The organism is Flavobacterium antarcticum DSM 19726, assembly GCF_000419685.1.
Lineage (GTDB): Bacteria > Bacteroidota > Bacteroidia > Flavobacteriales > Flavobacteriaceae > Flavobacterium > Flavobacterium antarcticum.
The window spans coordinates 24134-43092 of the sequence record NZ_ATTM01000005.1 but is presented as its reverse complement, the minus strand read 5'-3'; the positions used below and the strand labels follow the sequence as shown (position 1 = coordinate 43092).

16 protein-coding genes are annotated in these 18959 nt (G+C 35.6%); 7 read left to right on the top strand and 9 right to left on the bottom strand.

Going from position 1 to position 18959, the window contains the following annotated elements:
• Positions 1-30 precede the first annotated feature (30 nt).
• The 6 genes from YWA_RS0109505 (at position 31) to YWA_RS0109480 (ending at position 4904) form a co-directional block, all read left to right on the top strand.
• Positions 31-417 (top strand): group III truncated hemoglobin, encoded by a 387-nt coding sequence (locus tag YWA_RS0109505; RefSeq protein WP_022828284.1) that lies wholly within the window; start codon positions 31-33, stop codon positions 415-417.
• A 111-nt stretch (positions 418-528) separates the two neighbouring features.
• Entirely contained in the window at positions 529-1587 is a 1059-nt protein-coding gene (locus YWA_RS0109500; RefSeq protein WP_022828283.1) for a 3-oxoacyl-ACP synthase III family protein, read from the top strand.
• An 80-nt stretch (positions 1588-1667) separates the two neighbouring features.
• Positions 1668-2195, top strand: coding sequence for a methyltransferase (locus tag YWA_RS0109495; protein WP_026718711.1), 528 nt, complete (start codon positions 1668-1670; stop codon positions 2193-2195).
• A 96-nt stretch (positions 2196-2291) separates the two neighbouring features.
• Positions 2292-3140 (top strand): glycosyltransferase, encoded by an 849-nt coding sequence (locus YWA_RS0109490; protein ID WP_022828281.1) that lies wholly within the window; start codon positions 2292-2294, stop codon positions 3138-3140.
• A gap of 250 nt (positions 3141-3390) precedes the next feature.
• Complete coding sequence (locus tag YWA_RS0109485) at positions 3391-4137, top strand: MlaE family ABC transporter permease (RefSeq protein WP_040472168.1); 747 nt, start codon at positions 3391-3393, stop codon at positions 4135-4137.
• Entirely contained in the window at positions 4137-4904 is a 768-nt protein-coding gene (locus YWA_RS0109480; protein WP_022828279.1) for an ABC transporter ATP-binding protein, read from the top strand. The genes YWA_RS0109485 and YWA_RS0109480 overlap by 1 nt, the downstream gene beginning before the upstream one ends.
• A gap of 4 nt (positions 4905-4908) precedes the next feature.
• Here YWA_RS0109480 and YWA_RS0109475 read toward each other — a convergent pair whose 3' ends face one another.
• The 9 genes from YWA_RS0109475 to porU all read right to left on the bottom strand — a co-directional run bounded on the left by YWA_RS0109475 (position 4909) and on the right by porU (position 16993).
• Positions 4909-5973 carry a mannose-1-phosphate guanylyltransferase gene (locus YWA_RS0109475; protein WP_022828278.1) on the bottom strand — a complete coding sequence of 355 codons (1065 nt, stop codon included), beginning with the start codon at positions 5971-5973 and terminating at the stop codon, positions 4909-4911.
• 90 nt (positions 5974-6063) lie between these two features.
• Positions 6064-6666 carry a SprT-like domain-containing protein gene (locus tag YWA_RS0109470; protein WP_022828277.1) on the bottom strand — a complete coding sequence of 201 codons (603 nt, stop codon included), beginning with the start codon at positions 6664-6666 and terminating at the stop codon, positions 6064-6066.
• Positions 6667-6757: 91 nt separating this feature from the next.
• Positions 6758-7435, bottom strand: a complete 678-nt coding sequence (locus YWA_RS0109465) for an SDR family NAD(P)-dependent oxidoreductase (protein WP_022828276.1) — start codon at positions 7433-7435, stop codon at positions 6758-6760.
• 28 nt (positions 7436-7463) lie between these two features.
• Positions 7464-8426, bottom strand: coding sequence for a M28 family peptidase (locus YWA_RS0109460; RefSeq protein ID WP_022828275.1), 963 nt, complete (start codon positions 8424-8426; stop codon positions 7464-7466).
• A gap of 91 nt (positions 8427-8517) precedes the next feature.
• Positions 8518-10209: a pyruvate dehydrogenase complex dihydrolipoamide acetyltransferase gene (locus YWA_RS0109455; protein WP_022828274.1), complete on the bottom strand. Its 1692-nt coding sequence runs from the start codon at positions 10207-10209 to the stop codon at positions 8518-8520.
• A gap of 5 nt (positions 10210-10214) precedes the next feature.
• Positions 10215-11213 (bottom strand): pyruvate dehydrogenase (acetyl-transferring) E1 component subunit alpha, encoded by a 999-nt coding sequence (pdhA, locus tag YWA_RS0109450; RefSeq protein ID WP_022828273.1) that lies wholly within the window; start codon positions 11211-11213, stop codon positions 10215-10217.
• 149 nt (positions 11214-11362) lie between these two features.
• Positions 11363-11845: a cytidine deaminase gene (cdd, locus tag YWA_RS0109445; RefSeq protein WP_026718709.1), complete on the bottom strand. Its 483-nt coding sequence runs from the start codon at positions 11843-11845 to the stop codon at positions 11363-11365.
• A 92-nt stretch (positions 11846-11937) separates the two neighbouring features.
• Positions 11938-13113 carry a type IX secretion system outer membrane channel protein PorV gene (porV, locus tag YWA_RS0109440; protein ID WP_022828271.1) on the bottom strand — a complete coding sequence of 392 codons (1176 nt, stop codon included), beginning with the start codon at positions 13111-13113 and terminating at the stop codon, positions 11938-11940.
• Between the two features lie 43 nt (positions 13114-13156).
• The gene (gene porU, locus YWA_RS0109435) at positions 13157-16993 is read right to left on the bottom strand and encodes a type IX secretion system sortase PorU (protein ID WP_022828270.1); all 3837 of its coding nucleotides are present in this window, start codon (positions 16991-16993) and stop codon (positions 13157-13159) included.
• 212 nt (positions 16994-17205) lie between these two features.
• Here porU and gldJ point away from each other — a divergent pair, with 212 nt between their 5' ends.
• Positions 17206-18903, top strand: a complete 1698-nt coding sequence (gldJ, locus tag YWA_RS0109430) for a gliding motility lipoprotein GldJ (RefSeq protein WP_022828269.1) — start codon at positions 17206-17208, stop codon at positions 18901-18903.
• Positions 18904-18959: the final 56 nt, after the last annotated feature.

Sequence of the window (18959 nt, the reverse complement as noted above, 5' to 3'; positions counted from 1 at the left end):
AGCCTCTTTTTTATTTAAAATAGTTTTGAAATGAATGATATAGAAAACAATGAAGATCTTTACAAGTTAGTTGACGAATTTTACATCAAGTTACTGAATGATCCTTCTATTGCTTATATTTTCACGGAAGTGATTAAAATTAAATTAGAAGAGCATTTACCTATTTTAGTAACATTTTGGTCGCAAGCACTTTTTAACAAGGGTGGTTATCATAAAAATGTGACGCAACTTCATCTTGACATTAACGAAAAAGAATATTTGTCGCCTGAATTGTTTAAAATTTGGTTACATCATTTTAACGAATCAGTTGATGAAAATTTCATAGGCTTAAATGCTGAAAAGATAAAAACGCAAGCGTTAAGTATTGCAACTGTGATGCAAATTAAAATCCATAACGAACGTAAAGACAAGAATTAAAACACTCTTAGAGTAATTTTTGTGAAATTGCCGATCTTATATGCATGCATAGTATTTTTTCATTGTCAATACAGTTAAAAATAGTACCTTTATATTTTATAAAATAGTCCAATGAATATAAAAATAACGGGGTCAGGAAGTTACATCCCAAGTCAAGTTGTATCGAATGCAGATTTTGCAAATCACGTCTTTTTAAACGAAGATGGGACACTTTTCCCTCATCCAAATGACGTCATTGCGAAGAAATTTTTCGAAATTACGGGAATTGAGCAAAGACGCTACGTAACTAATGATTTAACTACTTCGGACATTGCAACTATTGCAGCGGAACGAGCAATTGCTACGGCAGAAATTGACGCAGAAACATTAGACTATATCATTGTCGCACATAACTTTGGCGATGTAAAAAAAGGCTCAATTCAAGGAGACACGATACCTAGTTTAGCTTCAAGAGTAAAACATAATTTGCGTATTAAAAACCCAAAATGTGTCGCTTACGACATGCTTTTTGGTTGTCCAGGTTGGGTGGAATCATTGATTCAAGCACAGGCATTTATTAAAGCTGGAATGGCTAAAAAATGTTTAGTAATTGGTGCGGAAGCATTGTCAAGAGTTATGGATCCTCATGATCGCGATTCGATGATTTATTCAGACGGAGCTGGCGCGACCGTTATTGAAGCTACAGAAGATTCAGGTGGAATTTTGGCACATGAGTCAGCTTCTTACACTTACGACGAATCCAATTATTTATACTTTGGAAATTCTTTTAATAAAGAACACAACCCCGACGTGCGGTACTTAAAAATGCACGGTCGAAAAATATATGAATTTGCGCTACGGGAAGTTCCAAATGCTATGGCAACTTGCTTAAATAATAGCGGATTCAATATTGATCAAGTATCCAAGATATTAATTCATCAAGCAAATGAAAAGATGGACGAAGCGATTATTCAACGTTTTTATAAACTTTATAAAAAGCCAGTTCCTACTGATATTATGCCAATGAGTATTCACACGCTCGGAAATTCGAGTGTGGCTACGATTCCTACTTTATACGATTTATTGATTAAAGGCGAATTCGAAAATCATTCATTGAATAAAGGAGATATTGTTCTTTTTGCGTCTGTTGGCGCTGGAATGAATATTAATGCAATGGTGTATCAAATTTAAAAATAAGTACTGCTTTTATATTTAAATAGTAAATTTGCAAACTGTTTCAACTTGAAACTTAAAACTTGAAACATTTTAAAATGTACGAAAAAACTTTTCCGAACAAGCGCTTCACAATTACGTTAGACTTCTTAAAGAAACATATTAATACGTCTGAAAAAATTTTTGACTTAGGTGTTCCAAATCCTTTTTCGAAAATCATGACCGAAAACGGATATGCGGTTACAAATACAAAAGGAGAAGATTTAGACAACGACCAAACGGCTTTAAAAACGGAAGATTATGAAGTTTTCACCGGCTTTGAAATTTTTGAACATTTACTAAATCCTTACACGGTTTTACAAAATGTAAAATGTGATAAAGTTTTGATTTCTATTCCTATGCGACTTTGGTTTCAGTCGGCTTACAAGAGTAAAACGGATAAATGGGACCGACATTACCACGAATTTGAAGATTGGCAATTGGATTGGCTTTTAGAAAAAACGGGATTTAAAATTATCGATTCTGTAAAATTTACGCATCCTGTTAAGAAAATTGGCTTCCGCCCTATTTTGAGGTATTTTACTCCGAGGTATTATTTGGTTTACGCAGTAAGAACTACCAAATAACAAAACCCAAATCCCAAAACTGACCCACATAATTGAGGAAAATCATCGAATTTTGCCGTTGTTGGAATTTGGAATTTAAAAAATTGGAATTTAAAAATGAACTACTACATCATCATTCCTGCTTATAACGAAGAACAATTTATTGCATTAACACTTCAATCGTTGGTGGATCAAACTGTTTTGCCTAAAAAAGTGGTGGTTGTAAATGATAGTTCGACGGATTCTACTGCTGAAATTGTTTCGACTTTCGCCAAAGAATATCCGTTTATTTCACTGGTCAATAAAACTTCTGACGCGATTCATTTACCGGGAAGCAAAGTGATTCAAGCGTTTCAAAAAGGATTAGAATCTGTTGATGATTACTATGATTTTATTGTAAAAGCAGATGCAGATTTGATTTTTCCTTTGAATTATTTTGAAACTTTAATCTCGCATTTCAAATCCGATGAACGAATTGGAATGGTTGGCGGTTTTTGTTACATCCAAAAAAATGGCGACTGGATTTTAGAAAACTTAACGGATAAAGACCATATTCGGGGTGCTTTAAAAGCGTACCGAAAAGAAACTTTTAAAGAAATTGGTGGTTTAAAACCTGCTATGGGTTGGGATACGGTGGACGAATTGCTATGTAAATTCTACGACTGGAAAATTAAAACAGATGAATCGTTACACGTCAAACACCTGAAACCTACGGGAGCGAATTACAGCAAAACAGCTCGATACAAACAAGGTGAAGCTTTTTATTCGTTGGGTTATGGTTTTTGGATTACTTCGATCGCTTCAGCGAAATTAGCTTTTCGCAAAAAGAAACCGCTTCTATTTATAGATTATTTGAATGGTTTTTGGAAAGCGAAATCTTCAAAAAAACCACTTCTAGTTACTGAAGAGCAAGCAAACTTCATTCGGAATTACCGTTGGAAAAAGATAAAAGAGAAGTTGTTATAAAAAATATTTTCTTTTAAAAAATTATATAAACTGCGGCAGACGCTACTTTGCGTTAGGGATAGTAACGAGAAATCCTTTTGTGAAATGAAATGGAACAAAAGATTATCTCACTTTGCTTTTATTTTTTTGGTGTTCGATGAATTTCATTTGAAGTGAATAGCCCGACCCGCAGGGTAACGCCCAAAAAATAACTGAAATTTCATAAGGCATAAGTCGGAAGTTCTTTATAAATTAGCCTTTATTTAAAAATATGATGTTAGTTCGCTATTTATCGCAAATTGGGAGGTATTTCCTGATGTGGAAAGAAATTTTTAGAAAACCAACCAAGTGGAAGGTGATGAAAGGCTTGTTGATTAAAGAAATTGACGATTTAATTATCGGTTCTTTAGGAATTGTAGCCTTTATTTCGTTTTTCGTAGGAGGTGTGGTTGCGATTCAAACCGCACTAAACTTAAACAATCCTCTGATTCCCAAGACCTTAATAGGATTTGCCACACGTCAATCGGTACTTTTAGAATTTGCACCCACTTTTATTTCCATCGTAATGGCGGGAAAAATGGGTTCGTTTATTACGTCAAGTATCGGAACAATGCGTGTAACCGAACAAATTGACGCGTTAGAAGTGATGGGTGTAAATGCGGTAAATTACTTGGTTTTTCCAAAATTGATGGCACTTCTTCTCTATCCGTTTGTTATTGGAATTGCAATGTTTTTAGGAATGCTAGGCGGCTGGATGGCTGGGGTTTATGGTGGCTTTACAAGTAGCGATAATTTTATTGCTGGTTTACAGAGTGACTTTCAACCATTTCATATTGCGTATGCTTTTATCAAAACCTTTTTATTCGCTTTACTTTTAGCCACTATTCCTTCCTTTCACGGATTTTATATGAAAGGTGGCGCTTTAGAAGTTGGAAAAGCAAGTACAGTCGCATTTGTTTGGACGTCGGTTACCATCATTTTAGTGAATTATATCATCACTCAATTACTTTTAACCTAATGATAGAAATTAAAAATTTAGAGAAATCGTTCGGCGAAAATAAAGTTTTGAAAGGAATTTCATCTGTTTTTGAAACGGGAAAAACGAATTTGATTATTGGCCAAAGTGGTTCTGGAAAAACAGTTTTACTTAAAACCTTGCTGGGGATTCACGAGCCATCTGCTGGAACTATTGTGTTTGACGGACGTGATTATTCAAATCTAACGCGCGATGAAAGAAGAGCTTTACGAACAGAAATCGGAATGGTTTTTCAAGGAAGTGCCCTTTTTGATTCGATGACTGTGGCCGAGAATGTTGCTTTTCCATTGAAAATGTTTACAAAAAACAGCCGTTCTGAAATACACGATCGCGTTGATTTTGTTTTAAAAAGAGTGAATCTAATTGATGCTCATCATAAGTTGCCTTCTGAAATTTCAGGTGGAATGCAAAAGCGTGTTGCCATTGCAAGAGCCATTGTTAACCGACCGAAATACTTATTTTGTGACGAACCAAATTCAGGTTTAGATCCAAATACTTCTACATTAATCGATAATTTAATTAAAGAAATTACCGAAGAATACGACATTACAACTGTAATCAATACCCATGACATGAATTCGGTTATGGAGATTGGTGAAAATATTTTGTTTTTGAAAAATGGCGTTAAAGCGTGGCAAGGTAATAAAGATGAAATGTTCGTTACCGAAAACGAAGCCGTTGTTGACTTTGTTTATTCTTCAAATTTATTTAAGAAAGTACGTGAAGCGTATTTAAAAGATTTAAAATAAATCCTTAATTTACATTTTTCACTTTTTCAATCAGTGATTTAATTTCCTGTTCTTTTGATTTTGGATAAATTAAAAGCACGTCTTCATGGTCAACAATAATATAGTCATTCAAACCTTCCACCACAATTGTTTTTTTACCGTCACTTCTGATGATATTATTTGATGCGTTTTCTAAAATTACTTTTGAATTTACTATTGCGTTTTCCTTTGCATCTTTAGGTAATTTCTCATGAAGCGAACCCCATGTTCCTAAATCGTTCCAATCAAATCGCGCAGGCAATACAAATACATTATCAGCATCTTCCATAACTGCATAATCAATGGAAATATTTTCAGCTAAAGCATAATTTTTAGATATAAAATCATTTTCAGCCTCCGTGTTGTACGTTGGAATTCCTTCTGAAAACAATGCTAATAATTGTGGTTGAAAACGTTCAAAGGCCTTTAAAACCGATTGAATACTCCATATAAAAATTCCACCATTCCAAAGAAAGTTACCACTTTGCAGAAACTTTTTAGCTGTTTCATAATCGGGTTTTTCTCTAAATTGCTTTACTTTCTTTATTTGATTCGAATCTTCTTTATCAAATTCGATGTATCCAAAACCTGTATTTGGAAAAGTAGGCTGAATGCCTAAAGTCATCAATGCATTTTCCTTTTCACAAAAGTCAAAAGCAGTTTGTAAGTCTTCTCCAAAAGACTTTTCGTCTTCAATCCAATGGTCACTTGGCGCGACAACTACAACGGCGTTCGGATTTAATTTTTGGATTTTTAATGTAGCATATAGAATACAAGGAGCGGTATTTCGCATGGCAGGCTCTAACAATATTTGATCTGGCTGTACCATTGGCAACTGCTCCAAAACCAAGTCGTTGTAACTTTCATTCGTTAAAATTAAAATATTTTCTGCAGGAATAAGCTTAGCTAATCTCGAAAAAGTTTTTTGAATTAGTGTTTCGCCACAACCCAACATGTCGTGAAATTGTTTTGGAAATTCAGCCGTACTTACGGGCCAAAATCTTGATCCAACTCCACCAGCCATAACTATTGCGTAATAATTATTGTTCATTCTAAAGATTTAAAATTAAACTTCTTTGCAGTAAGAAGTAGTTCGCACCACCAACAAATATAAGGATTCTAAAATTTACTTTTGCTTAATTCAGGATGTTTTCAACAACTCTACTTCGGCATTTGGATTGAATAAAAAAACGCGTCCAGAATTGACCTCTGTGCATTCGTATCGTTTGACACGAACGTTTCCTTTTTTAAAAATCTTTCCGTTGTGAATTCTGAAAATACTTCCCACAGGAATATCAAAAACAAAATATTTGTCGTTTGGTTTGTCAAAATATTTCAAAGCCAATGCCAATCGAGCATCGGTGTCGCTACTTGCTGTTGGGTTTTTGAAATGTCGTGCCAAAAGCGGCAACAACTGATTTGGAAATATCTCCGGTCTGATAAAAGGAATCATTAACCGTTGAAAACTATACTTCCATTCATGACCATGTGGTTTTATATTACGACCGAATTTTTCAAAAGCAACCAAATGTGCGATTTCATGCACCAACGTAATTAGAAACTTGTACTGATTTAAGTTGGAATTAACCGTGATCTCATGTTTCCCCGAAAGTGCACGACGGTAATCGCCATGACGAGTTACGCGTTCATTTACAATTTTTAAATGTACTTGATTTGCAACAATCAATTCAAAAACTGGTTTAACGGCGTGTTCAGGAATGTATTTTGATAAAGTTTCATTCATTGTTAACTCTCGAAAATCTATTTTAATTTCAGCAGAATAGTAGCGTTCTCAATTGTCCAATATGATCTGACAATTAAAGTTTATTTCGGTTTTAAGGCGTTGAACTGGAAACCTGCAACACTTTTCCATTAAAAAATTTATTTCCTGTCAAAGAAAAATCTTTAATATAATCTGCCATTTCTGAAGCCGATAATGGTGCTTGATAACCTGGAAAAGCCTCAGCCAACATCTCGGTTTGAACAGAACCCAACGCTAAAACATTAAACGAAATCCCTTGTTCCTTATACTCTTCCGAAAGTAATTCAGCCAAAGTAATCACAGCTCCTTTACTTGAACTATAAGCAGAAAGTCCCGCGAATTTCATACTTCCTTGAATTCCACCCATTGAACTAATGGTCACGACATGGCTTCCTTTTTTCAAATAAGGCAATGCAATTTTCGTCAGTGAAACAATCCCAAAAACATTCACTTCATATATTTTTCTGAAATCTTCCACCGTTGTTTCTGCAAAAGGTTTATTGATAATCGCTCCTGCATTATTTATAATTACATCTACTTGCTTCCAATTTGAACTTAAAAAATTAGAAATGTTTTTCAATTCATCCTCTTTAGATAAATCAATGGATAAACAAGTTACGTTTTCATGTTTCGCTAAATCGGTCGAAATTTTGCGAGAAATCGCTAACACATTATGTCCTTCATTCGCAAATTTCAATGCCAATTCATTTCCAATTCCTCTACTCGTTCCCGTAATAATAATATTTTTCATATTTATATTTTTAAGAAGTGTATGTCTTCTATTTTAAAATAATTTCTTTCGTTTCGGCATTTGCCATCTTTTCCACAACAGGCAAAACATCTTGAATAAATCGTGTCATATGTGGAATATCCATAACTTCAAATTCATCTTTTACATGATGGTAATAATCAAAATTTTTGAAATCAAATGTACAAACGGTCTGACTTGGCACATTAAATTTTTCAAAAAACGGATAGTTATCGGAACGCTTGAATAATTGGTATTGAAACTCCATTGGCAAATATCCGACTAATTTCTTTCCCGAATATTCATTGATTTTCGCAGCCATATTTGACTTGCTGAAACCAGTAATGTAAGCCGTATAATCCGCTTCCATTGGAACGCCAATCATTTCAAAATTCAACATCGTATATAAGTTGAAATTTGATTTTTTTAATTTATCTGCCAGATGAAAAGAACCCAATAAGCCGGTTTCCTCAGCCGTGAAAAACGCAATTAGAATACTTCGTTTATTTGTTTTATGTGTACCAAAATACTTTGCCAATTCAGCAACAGCAGTAACTCCTGAAGCATCATCATTCGCACCATTATTGATAAAATCACCATCAACACCATCTTGAGAAATTCCAATATGATCGTAATGGGCTCCTAAAATGACGAATTCCTTTTTCAAAACGGGATCGCTTCCTTCAATTACACCAACAACATTAAAAGTAGTTCCTTTAAAGTTTGCCAACGTATCGCGATAGGTTTTAAAATAAGGCTTTACTTTATACTTCGTCAAGAGTTCAACTAAGTAATCAGCAGATTTATTGATTCCAGCACTACCAGCTTCGCGACCTTGCATATCATCTGCCGAAAGCGTTTTCAAAGTGGCACTCACACTCGACTCTTGTACCTTGTACGAAGATATTGCATTCGATTCTTTGGACACATCCAAAACAGAAGTGCTTTTACAACCTACTAAAATGAAAACCACTAAAAAATAAAAATACCTCATCTTGATAAAATTTGAATGCTAAAATAAACAAAAAATCCCGTCTCGTAGTATAAACGAGACGGGATTTATATAGTAAAAATCAGTTACATACTTATGCAAGCATCGTTACCGGATTTTCCATGTATTGTTTTAACGTCTGTAAGAACTGAGCTCCCGTAGCACCGTCAACCGTTCTGTGGTCACAAGCTAAAGTAAGCATCATTGTATTTCCTACAACTATTTGTCCGTTCTTCACAACCGGTTTTTCAACAATCGCTCCAACAGATAAAATCGCTGAATTCGGTTGATTGATAATTGATGTAAATTCAACGATTCCAAACATTCCTAAGTTAGAAACCGTAAACGTACTTCCTTCCATTTCGGCAGGTTGTAATTTTTTATTTTTAGCTCTTCCCGCTAAATCTTTTACGCTTCCTCCAATTTGAGTCAACGACATCAAATCAGTAAATTTAAGAACAGGAACTACCAATCCGTCTTCCACAGCTACTGCAACCCCAATGTTTACGTGGTGGTTGATGATCGTTGCTTCATCTTTCCATTGTGAGTTAACTTTTGGATGTTTTTTCAACGCCATTGCCGAAGCTTTAATCACTAAATCGTTAAACGACACTTTCGTATCCGGGATTGAGTTGATTATACTTCTAGATTCCATTGCAGCATCCATTGTTACTTCAATTTTCAAGTAATAATGAGGAGCCGTGAATTTAGATTCTGACAAACGTTTTGCGATGATTTTACGCATTTGCGAATTTTTCACTTCTTCTACCACAACTTCTCCTGCAGGAACAACCATTTTTGGCGCTAGTGCTTGAGATGGAGTTGGTGCCGAAGCTGAAGCTGATACAGATTCTGTCTTCGCTTCTTGTTTGGCAGGAGAAAATTGTTCCACATCGCTTTTCACGATACGTCCATTTTCACCAGAACCTTTTACATCGTTCAAATTAATTCCTTTTTCTTCAGCAATTTTCTTAGCTAAAGGCGAAGCAAAAATTCGTCCTGATGCGTTATTATTTTCAGAAACAGTTTCAGTTGATGCTGTTTTCTCTTCTTTTGTTTCAGTAGACTTCTCTTCTTTCGAATCCGCTTCTTTACTTTCAGTTGCTTTTGAATCTTTGTTGCCAAAGTTTCCAGAAATTCCAGAAACATCCGTTCCTTCAGGTCCAATAATTGCTAAAAGACTATCAACAGGAGCTGTTTCGCCTTCTTGAATACCAATGAACAATAAAGTTCCGGCATTGAAAGATTCGAATTCCATTGTTGCTTTATCCGTTTCAATTTCAGCTAAAATATCGCCTTCGCTAATTTTATCGCCTACTTTTTTCAACCACGTCGCTACTGTTCCATCGGTCATCGTGTCGCTCAAACGAGGCATTGTTACTACAACAACTCCTTTTGGCAATTCAGCTGATTTCGATTCTGTTGAATTCTTTTCTACTGCGTTATCTTCTGATTTTGGAGCTTCTTCTTTATCCGAAGATTCCTTTTTATCATCCGACTTCTCTTCTGCAGTTGAATTTCCTTTTAACAATTCAGAAATATCTTCTCCTTCTTTACCAATAATTGCTAATAATGAATCAATTGGTGCCGATTCTCCTTCTTGAATACCAATATGCAATAAAGTTCCAGAATTGAATGATTCAAATTCCATGGTTGCTTTATCAGTTTCGATTTCGGCTAAAATATCGCCTTCGCTTATTTTGTCGCCCACTTTTTTAAGCCAAGTAGCAACAGTTCCTTCTGTCATCGTATCGCTTAAGCGAGGCATTGTTATTACTATTGCCATATTGATTATAATTTATGAGGGATGAATGGGTAATCTTTTTGATCGTAAACCACATCATATAATTGTTGTGCGTCTGGAAAATCAGATTCTTCTGCAAAAGTGGCACATTCTTCCACTAACTCTTTCACACGTTCATCAATTGCTTCAATTTCTGGTTCAGTAGCATAATTATTTTCTTTGATTACGTCTAAAACTTGTGTAATAGGGTCAATTTTTTTGTACTCTTCCACCTCATCTTTAGTTCTGTATAGTTGAGCATCAGACATCGAGTGACCTCTGTAACGGTATGTTTTCATTTCTAAAAACGTTGGTCCGTCACCTCTTCTTGCTCGATCCATTGCTTCAGTCATAGCTTCAGCAACTTTAACTGGATTCATTCCGTCTACTGGTCCACAAGGCATTTCATATCCTAAACCAAGTTTCCAAATGTCCGTGTGGTTTGCAGTACGTTCAACCGAAGTTCCCATTGCATAACCGTTATTTTCTACGATAAAAACTACAGGTAATTTCCACAACATTGCCATATTAAAAGCTTCGTGCAAAGAACCTTGACGTGCTGCTCCATCACCAAAATAAGTCAATGTTACACCCCCAGTTTCAAAATATTTATCAGCAAAAGCGATTCCAGCACCTACAGGAATTTGAGCTCCTACGATTCCGTGACCACCATAAAATCCTTTTTCTTTAGAAAAAATGTGCATTGAACCACCCATTCCTTTAGAAGTTCCCGTCTTTTTTCCCATTAATTCAGCCATAACTGCTCTTGGGTCCACACCCATTCCAATCGGTTGAACGTGGTTACGGTATGCGGTAATCATCTTGTCTTTAGACAAATCCATTGCATGCAATGCACCTGCCAAAATTGCTTCTTGACCATTATACAAGTGAAGAAATCCTCTAACTTTTTGCTGGATGTAAAGTGCAGCTAATTTATCCTCAAACTTTCTCCAAAATAGCATGTCTTCATACCATTTTAAATAAACTTCTTTTGTAATTTCTTTCATTGAATTTTACTTTTGCTTATTAATGCTGTGATTATTTTGAACTACTTCGTTATAGTTTCCGCACACTTATTCAGTTCCGAAGTATTAGTTCGCAAAAATAAGACATTCCAAGTAAGAAGTAAAATTTAAAGTAGTCTTTTTAGCTTTTTTTACAAGAACTTCTTATCAAACATGAACGGCAATAAGTTTCTCAACGAATCCGATTGATAAACAGGTCCACTTTCACCCATAAAAAAGATTTCAATTGGTGTTTCTTGGCGGATTTCATATTCTGCGATAGATTGTCGGCATGCACCACACGGCGGAATAGGCTCAAGAACTGGTTTTTCATCTGCAGTGGCCGAAATTGCCATTTGAGAAATTTTGGCATCCGGATACAAACTTCCTGCTTGAAAAATCGCTACTCGTTCTGCACAAAGTCCTGAAGGATACGCTGCATTTTCTTGATTTGAACCTAAAACCACTTTGCCATTATCTAACAAAATGGCACAACCTACTCGAAATTTAGAATAAGGAGCATACGCATTTTTACGAATACTAATTGCTTGTTCCATCAAAGACTGCACTTCTTGCGACAAATCATTTTTACTTTCAAAAACTGAAAATGTCGTATTTATTATAATTTTTTTCATGACCATTTTTTAATTAAATCCTTGACTTTATTGGAAAAAAAATCCAAATTTCTGAAGTGAAATTTGGATTATAATACATCTATTTGCTTTTATTAATATTCATCATATTTATCTCCGAAAGCAAATGATAACGAAAATCGCAATGTGTTTTCTAGTGGACTTCTGACTTTAGAAGCAGAGAACAAATAAGAAACATCAATTTTTACGACATTATATTTGAAGCCAGCACCTAGTGAGAAAAACTTCCTTGCACCTTTTTCAGCATTTTCGTGAAAGTAACCCGCACGAAGTGCAAATGAGTCTTGGTAAATATATTCTGAACCAATTGAGTATGTAATTTCTTTCAACTCTTCACTAAATCCGTCTGGAGCATCGCCGAACGATTTGAAAATTCCAGGAACCCATCCAATTCTTCTGTAATCATCATTGGTTTGAGCGCGTTCCTCATTCGTAATGACTCCATCTCCGTCAATATCTGGATTCTGAGGTGTTGGAACTAATAATTTAGTAGCTTCTAAGTTGATAGAAACTTTATTGTATTCGTCTAGAATGAAATCAAATCCAGTACCGAGTCGTAAATTAGCAGGAATGAAATTACTACCTAATTCGTCATCGTTATAACTGATTTTTGGACCTACGTTTTGGATATTAAAACCCGCTCTCCATCGACCATTAAAACTGTCGTAAGCAATTTCTTCTGATTGGTAGAAACCTGCTAAATCAACTGCAAAAGTACTCGCTGGTTTTGCATCTCCAACATCACTTGCAATTCGCAAAGAAGAGCGAATGTAACGACCTCCAACAGACATTGAAAATCGTTCATTTAACTTCAATGCATAGGAACCATCAATGGCAAATTCATTTGGACTAACCACATTTGGCACTTCGTTAGGGTCATCTGTTTGACGCAATTCAATATCTCCTAAACCGAAAAATCGTAAACTTCCCGCGAATGCACTTCGCTCACTAATCCGGTTAAAATAAGTTGCCTGACCTAAGGAAATATCGTTTACTAAACCTGTTAGGTAAGGTGTATAACTAATAGAAAAACCTTGTTTATCTAAAGAGAACGCATATTTTGCGGGATTGTATTGTTGAGAAAAAGCATCTGTAGAAGTAGCCACACCTTGATCTGCCATACCTGCTGAACGTGCATCAGCGGCAACCATTAAAAAAGGAACTCCGGTTGTGATCACACGACTTTCTTCTTGAGCCCATGAATGTTGTATCAAAAACACACCCATTAGTAGTACTAAACTTTTTTTCATTCTTTGATTTTAAAAAAAATAATTAAACAAATATAATATTTTATTAAAGTATAACAAGTTTCTCGAACTTTTCTGTCTTTTTATTTGTCAACGTTGATTTGACAGTCAATTTATAGACATAAACTCCCTTTCCAATTTTGTCTCCAAAATCATCTCTTCCATCCCATGTTATTTCTCTTGACAAGAATCCTTCTGTATTCACAATTTGGTTTTTAGTCCAAACTACTTTTCCCGTAACAGTCATTACTTGTACTTGCACTTCTAAAGGTTCAAATGGTCGGTTGTGAGTGAACCAAAATTGCGTATAACTTACAAATGGATTGGGATAATTCAACACATTTTTTAAAGTCAACGATTCATCGCCAACAACCACAAACTGAATCTCAGCTGAAATTGGATTATTATAAACATCCCAAGCTTTGAATGTCAAAGTATGCAACCCTTTTTCAAGATTTCTAAAAGGAAATTTCAAACGTCCTTTTTTGTAATTATCAAGTTCTGTTTCGTAATAATCCGTCACTAAATACGGATTACTTTCGTCGCCATCTAAAATTGCAATCATATCGTGCCCGATACCGCTTGCCGTATTCATTCCGTTTTCATCTTCCAATAACGCAAGTAATATGGGCGACTCATTGGTTATGCCGCCTGAAACAAATGATTCGTCATTCATATATAGTTTTATAGTTGGCGGCGTGGTATCCGCTGCTGCATTTTCATTAATTCCACCCACTTTGATATCGGTATTCACCCCAGTTTGATCTAAACGTTGACCCGTTTTCTTAGCATAAAAGCTCATTCTTCCATTCCCTAATGGCACTCGAATATCGCGAGGAACTACAAAGTTGAATTCAAAATTTCCGCCGGTTACATTTGCATTTCCTCTGAAAATCGTTTCTCCTAACGCAATAAAAGGCATTGTTGGACCTGTAGTAAACGGGTTGTCGTTTATCATTGCATCCGTATTGTCGTTTCGCAACGTGCTTCTTAAACTGTTTTTATCAAAAATAGTTACCGAAAGCGCTCCGTTGTAATTATTCAAAGGAGTGTTATTCTCATCCACCACTTGACCGGCCACTTTCATCACTCCTAAAGATTTAAAATCGTCAAATGTTCCCGAAATCGGCATATCATTCACTTGAGTCAAAATAACTTTTGGTTTTGGAATCGCTAAAAATAAAGCCGGATCTCCAATGTAAACTACGACATTACTGTTCATTTGGTTTTTGGCCAACCTTAAAGCTTCCGCGATTGAAACATACGAATTTGTGCCGTATCCAAATAAATATTTAGCCAAAACAGGATTAAAAACCTGAGCTTCTCCTTGTCCAATGGCACGAACCGTAGTTATCATGGAAATTGCGCCACCTTTTGGATTCAAATAAGTAATTTCTCCACCCGTTTGCTTGTACGGATTGTCAAAACGTGAGAAATCGCAGGTTATTGTTATGAAAAGTGGATACTTATATTGGTTGGCCAAATTCTGACCGTCTTCTTTTTCCCAAATTCGTTCATCTGCTAAACCATCTTCACCTCCGTGTCCCAAATAATTGAACACCAAAGCGCCTTTTTCAAATGCTTCAAAAATATCAGTACGGGCTTTTGGATACCGATCTCCACCACCCGAAACTTCCTGAACATAAGAATCGAGAAGGATTTTATTGATGTTGAAAAATGGTTTCTGGGTACCGATTTCGTCTCCTAATTTATTTTGAAAATACTGCAACTGTTGGTCTCCTTGCTTTTCAGAACTTGGATCATCACCGATAAAGATTAGGTTATTTCGCCAACTTCCGTAGGATTTTATGTCGTGGTAATCGATGACTTTGTTGACCATTTCATCTGCTTCTTTCGCATTAGCAACAATCATTCGGCCCACTGCGATATCGAGTCCACTTCCGTTTGAATTGACACCTTCATTTAAATCCATCAGCCCAAAGAAATCATCGGAACAAAATGAGGCTGGTCCTGCACTTCTGCTTTCTAATGCTTGAAATATTGGCACCACATTCGTATTATTTGGAATTCTATTTTTGAAATCAAAGGAAGCAGCACCAAAAAGATTTAAATATTTAACTCTATTTGCTGAAGTGGAAGCGTTGTTGTATACGTACTTTACAAAATTTCGGATGGCACCAATATCTTGTTTACCAGAACAAAATTCCGCATAAATATCTTCCGTAAAAACGACTTTCACATTCATGCCAGAATTTGTACGGTGAAAATTAGCTAGTTTTTCAGCAGCACTGTTTAGGAATTTTGGCGTGATGATTAAATAATCGATATCTTGAAATTGTCCTTGTGCATTTTTGAAAATCATCCCCTTTAAATTCTGATTTGCCACCTTTGCATTTGAATCTTTCTTTGGAGTGTAATAATCTTGTGAGTCGACTGCAATGTATTTTCGAACTTCACCTAAAGATGCTTTGAACGCAAAATTATTTTGGCTGTCGTTTACTCTTTTAGTTACATTATATAAATCTGTAATGTCCCAAACTTGCGCAATAGAAATTGCATTGGTAAATTGATATTCACCAAAACCAATTTGATTGGCTGCTGCATCGTATTGAAAACGGTATTGCTTGCCAAAGCCACTCAAATTGCATTTTGCTTTAACACTGATATAGTCCAAATAAGCTTTTGCACTTGGAACTCCATTGTTATTATAGGTCATTTGAACGGATAAATCCGTAGTTGCCGCAGCGGATAAAATTTGAGAATCAAGCACAAAACCTGCTTCCGAACCAGCAATAGAACTAAAGTTTAATGTTCCCGAAGCAGCTCCGTTAATTTTAATACCAAAAGAGGACGCATTTAAAGAAGCTCCTGCGGCAACGACTTTAATTTCAAATGGGGAACTCGTATTTATGTTTGGAAAATTAAAATCAAAAGTTCGTTCGTTATTGAAATTAAAATCTTCTCCAAACCATCTTCTTCCCAATCGTACAATGTTTATTAAATCCTTTTCGTAAAAACTATAGGCGTCGTAAGCCGTAATCGGAGTTGCACTAGAATTAATCTCCGGCATTTGACCCATTCTTTTCCCAAAAGCACCTTGAACTGTTACGTAATAATAGGATTTAGTGTCGTATAAATTTAAATGCGTTAAATTTTCTTCGCTCCAATTGTCAAAGCCTTCTGCGTAAAATAAAATGTAATCGTTACTGTCAAAACTTCCATCTTCCTCACCAATTACTTGAATGGCATTTTCTTCCAAATCCGAAGGATAGTCCACGGCATTACTCAGCGGAACCATTCGTCCGCCATTGCCATATATCTTAATACTTCGTGGGTTGACATTATTCAGGTTAACACCCAGTTGCTGCAAAAAGGATCTTGAAATTTTATAAACACCGGACTTTTCGACGTAGAACCGGTACCAATCGCCATTTGCCAATACCGAATTTGACAACTGATTGAAATCTCTAGCTGTCGAAGCACTATTTGACGAACCTCTTTCAATACTGTAATCAAAAGACTTCACTCTTTGATAGCCCGAACTGGTTTTAATTATAGGAGGGAAACTAATTTGAGCAAATTTAGCATCTCTTGCGTTCACACTTCTGACTTTCGCCGAAATTAAACGGGGAAGATTTAAAGAAGATAAATCGCCAATTTGAGAAATATTCTCATAAACCACATTTGAAAGTCGTAATGAGTTTTCATTTACATCAAAAGAAGTCGGAATTGTGAGTCGGAATTCTAAAGATTTATCTACTTCGTTAAAAAAGTAATTTTCAAAATTAAATTGCGGAATGGAATATTGAATTTCTCCTATACTGTAGGATGTATTTTCCTTCCAATCCACTACAAATGAGCCCTTGATTTGAGCATTTGTAAAAAAGGAAACGAATAAGAATAAAAAAGCTATTTTTTTCATTGAAATTAAAAACGCTACAAGTAGAACATTATTACAAATGCGTAAAATTAATTCATTTAGATTGGCCAGATCAATAATATTTCAATTAATTTTACGTTCTAATTCTGAATAGAAAACAATTATAGAGTTTTTTGTTATTATTTATAAAAAGTTGTTGCAATTTCAAGCTTAATTGTTATATTGCGCCACGAAATTTATTACCTACTTAAAGTATGAAAGTAAACAAAATTATGACGGTTAAGCTGCTATTATCATTAGCAGTAGTTGTTGGTTTTGCTAGTTGTAGCAAGAATTCCAGCTCAAAAAATGCCTCATCTGCTACAGGTTGGAAAATCAACGACAAAAAAGGTGGTTTTCAATACAACACGAATTACAAGAAGCAACAAGCAGCTCCTGGACTCGTTTTAGTAGAAGGTGGAACATTTACGATGGGTAAAGTGCAAGATGATGTAATGCATGATTGGAACAACACCCCTTCGCAACAACACGTTCAGTCCTTTTACATGGATGAAACGGAAGTTACGAATGCGATGTATGCCGAATATCTTTTTTGGACAAAAACAGTTTTCCCTCCAACGGACGAAAACTACAAAAATATCTATGATGGTGTTTTACCAGACACACTTGTTTGGAGAAACCGTTTGGGATACGCAGAAACCTATACAAATAACTACTTGAGACATCCTGCTTATGCTTACTACCCAGTAGTTGGTGTGAATTGGATTCAAGCAAGTGAATTTGCAAAATGGAGAACGGATCGTGTAAACGAAGCGACTTTAGAGAAAGAAGGGTATTTGAAAAAAGATGCAAAAATTAATGACGTGACGGCAGAAGCTAACTTCAGCACTGAAACGTATATTAATGTTCCTTCTAAAGCGTTTGGTGGAAACGAAGAAATTGTCCTTAAAGGGAAAAACGGAAAAGCAAAAGCAGGAAAAGCAGACAAAGACGGGAATGCTAAAGAAGCAACTAACGTTTATGCAACGAGAAGTTCTGGTTTGATCAATCCGGAATACAGACTTCCAACTGAAGCAGAATGGGAATATGCAGCTGCTTCTGATGTAGGAAATAGAGAATACAACTTATACAAAGGACAAAAGAAATATCCTTGGAAAGGTTCTTATACTAGAAGTGGTAAAAGAAAAGTTAAAGGTGACCAATTGGCCAACTTCAAACAAGGAAAAGGAGATTACGGTGGAATTGCAGGATGGTCTGATGACGGTGCTGATATTACAAACGTAGTAAAATCTTATCCTCCAAATGATTTTGGATTGTACGATATGGCTGGAAACGTTTCCGAATGGGTTGCCGATGTTTACCGTCCAATGGTTGACGATGAAGCAAATGATTTCAACTACTACAGAGGTAACGTTTATACTAAAAATAAGATTGGTGAAGACGGAACTGTAGAATTAGTTACAGCTGACAATATCGCTTATGATACTTTGGCAAACGGAAAAATTGTTGCTAGAAATTTCCCAGGTCAAATTGCACAAGTGCCAATTGACGAAAAAGAAACGTACTTAAGACAAAATTTCTCTCAAAGTGATAACCGTGATTACAGAGATGGAGACAAACAATCTACACGATATTTTGACTTTGGTTCTGAGGAAGACGTAGTTGATCCAGCAAAAAATGTTAAGAGAATGTACGACTCTCCTATACACAACGTTTCTGTGGACAGTTTAGACAACATGGTTAGAAAGTACGATACTTCTAGTAAGAGAACTACTTTAATCAACAACAATGTTAGAGTTTACAAAGGTGGTTCTTGGAGAGACAGAGCATACTGGTTAGATCCAGCTCAAAGAAGATATTTCCCACAAGATATGGCAACTGACTACATTGGTTTCCGTTGCGCAATGTCAAGCGTTGGACCAAAATCGACTAAGAAAAAAGCAAGAAACTAACTTTAGTTTTTTAAAATAAATTTCATAAAAGCCCTTTAATTAGGGCTTTTATAGTT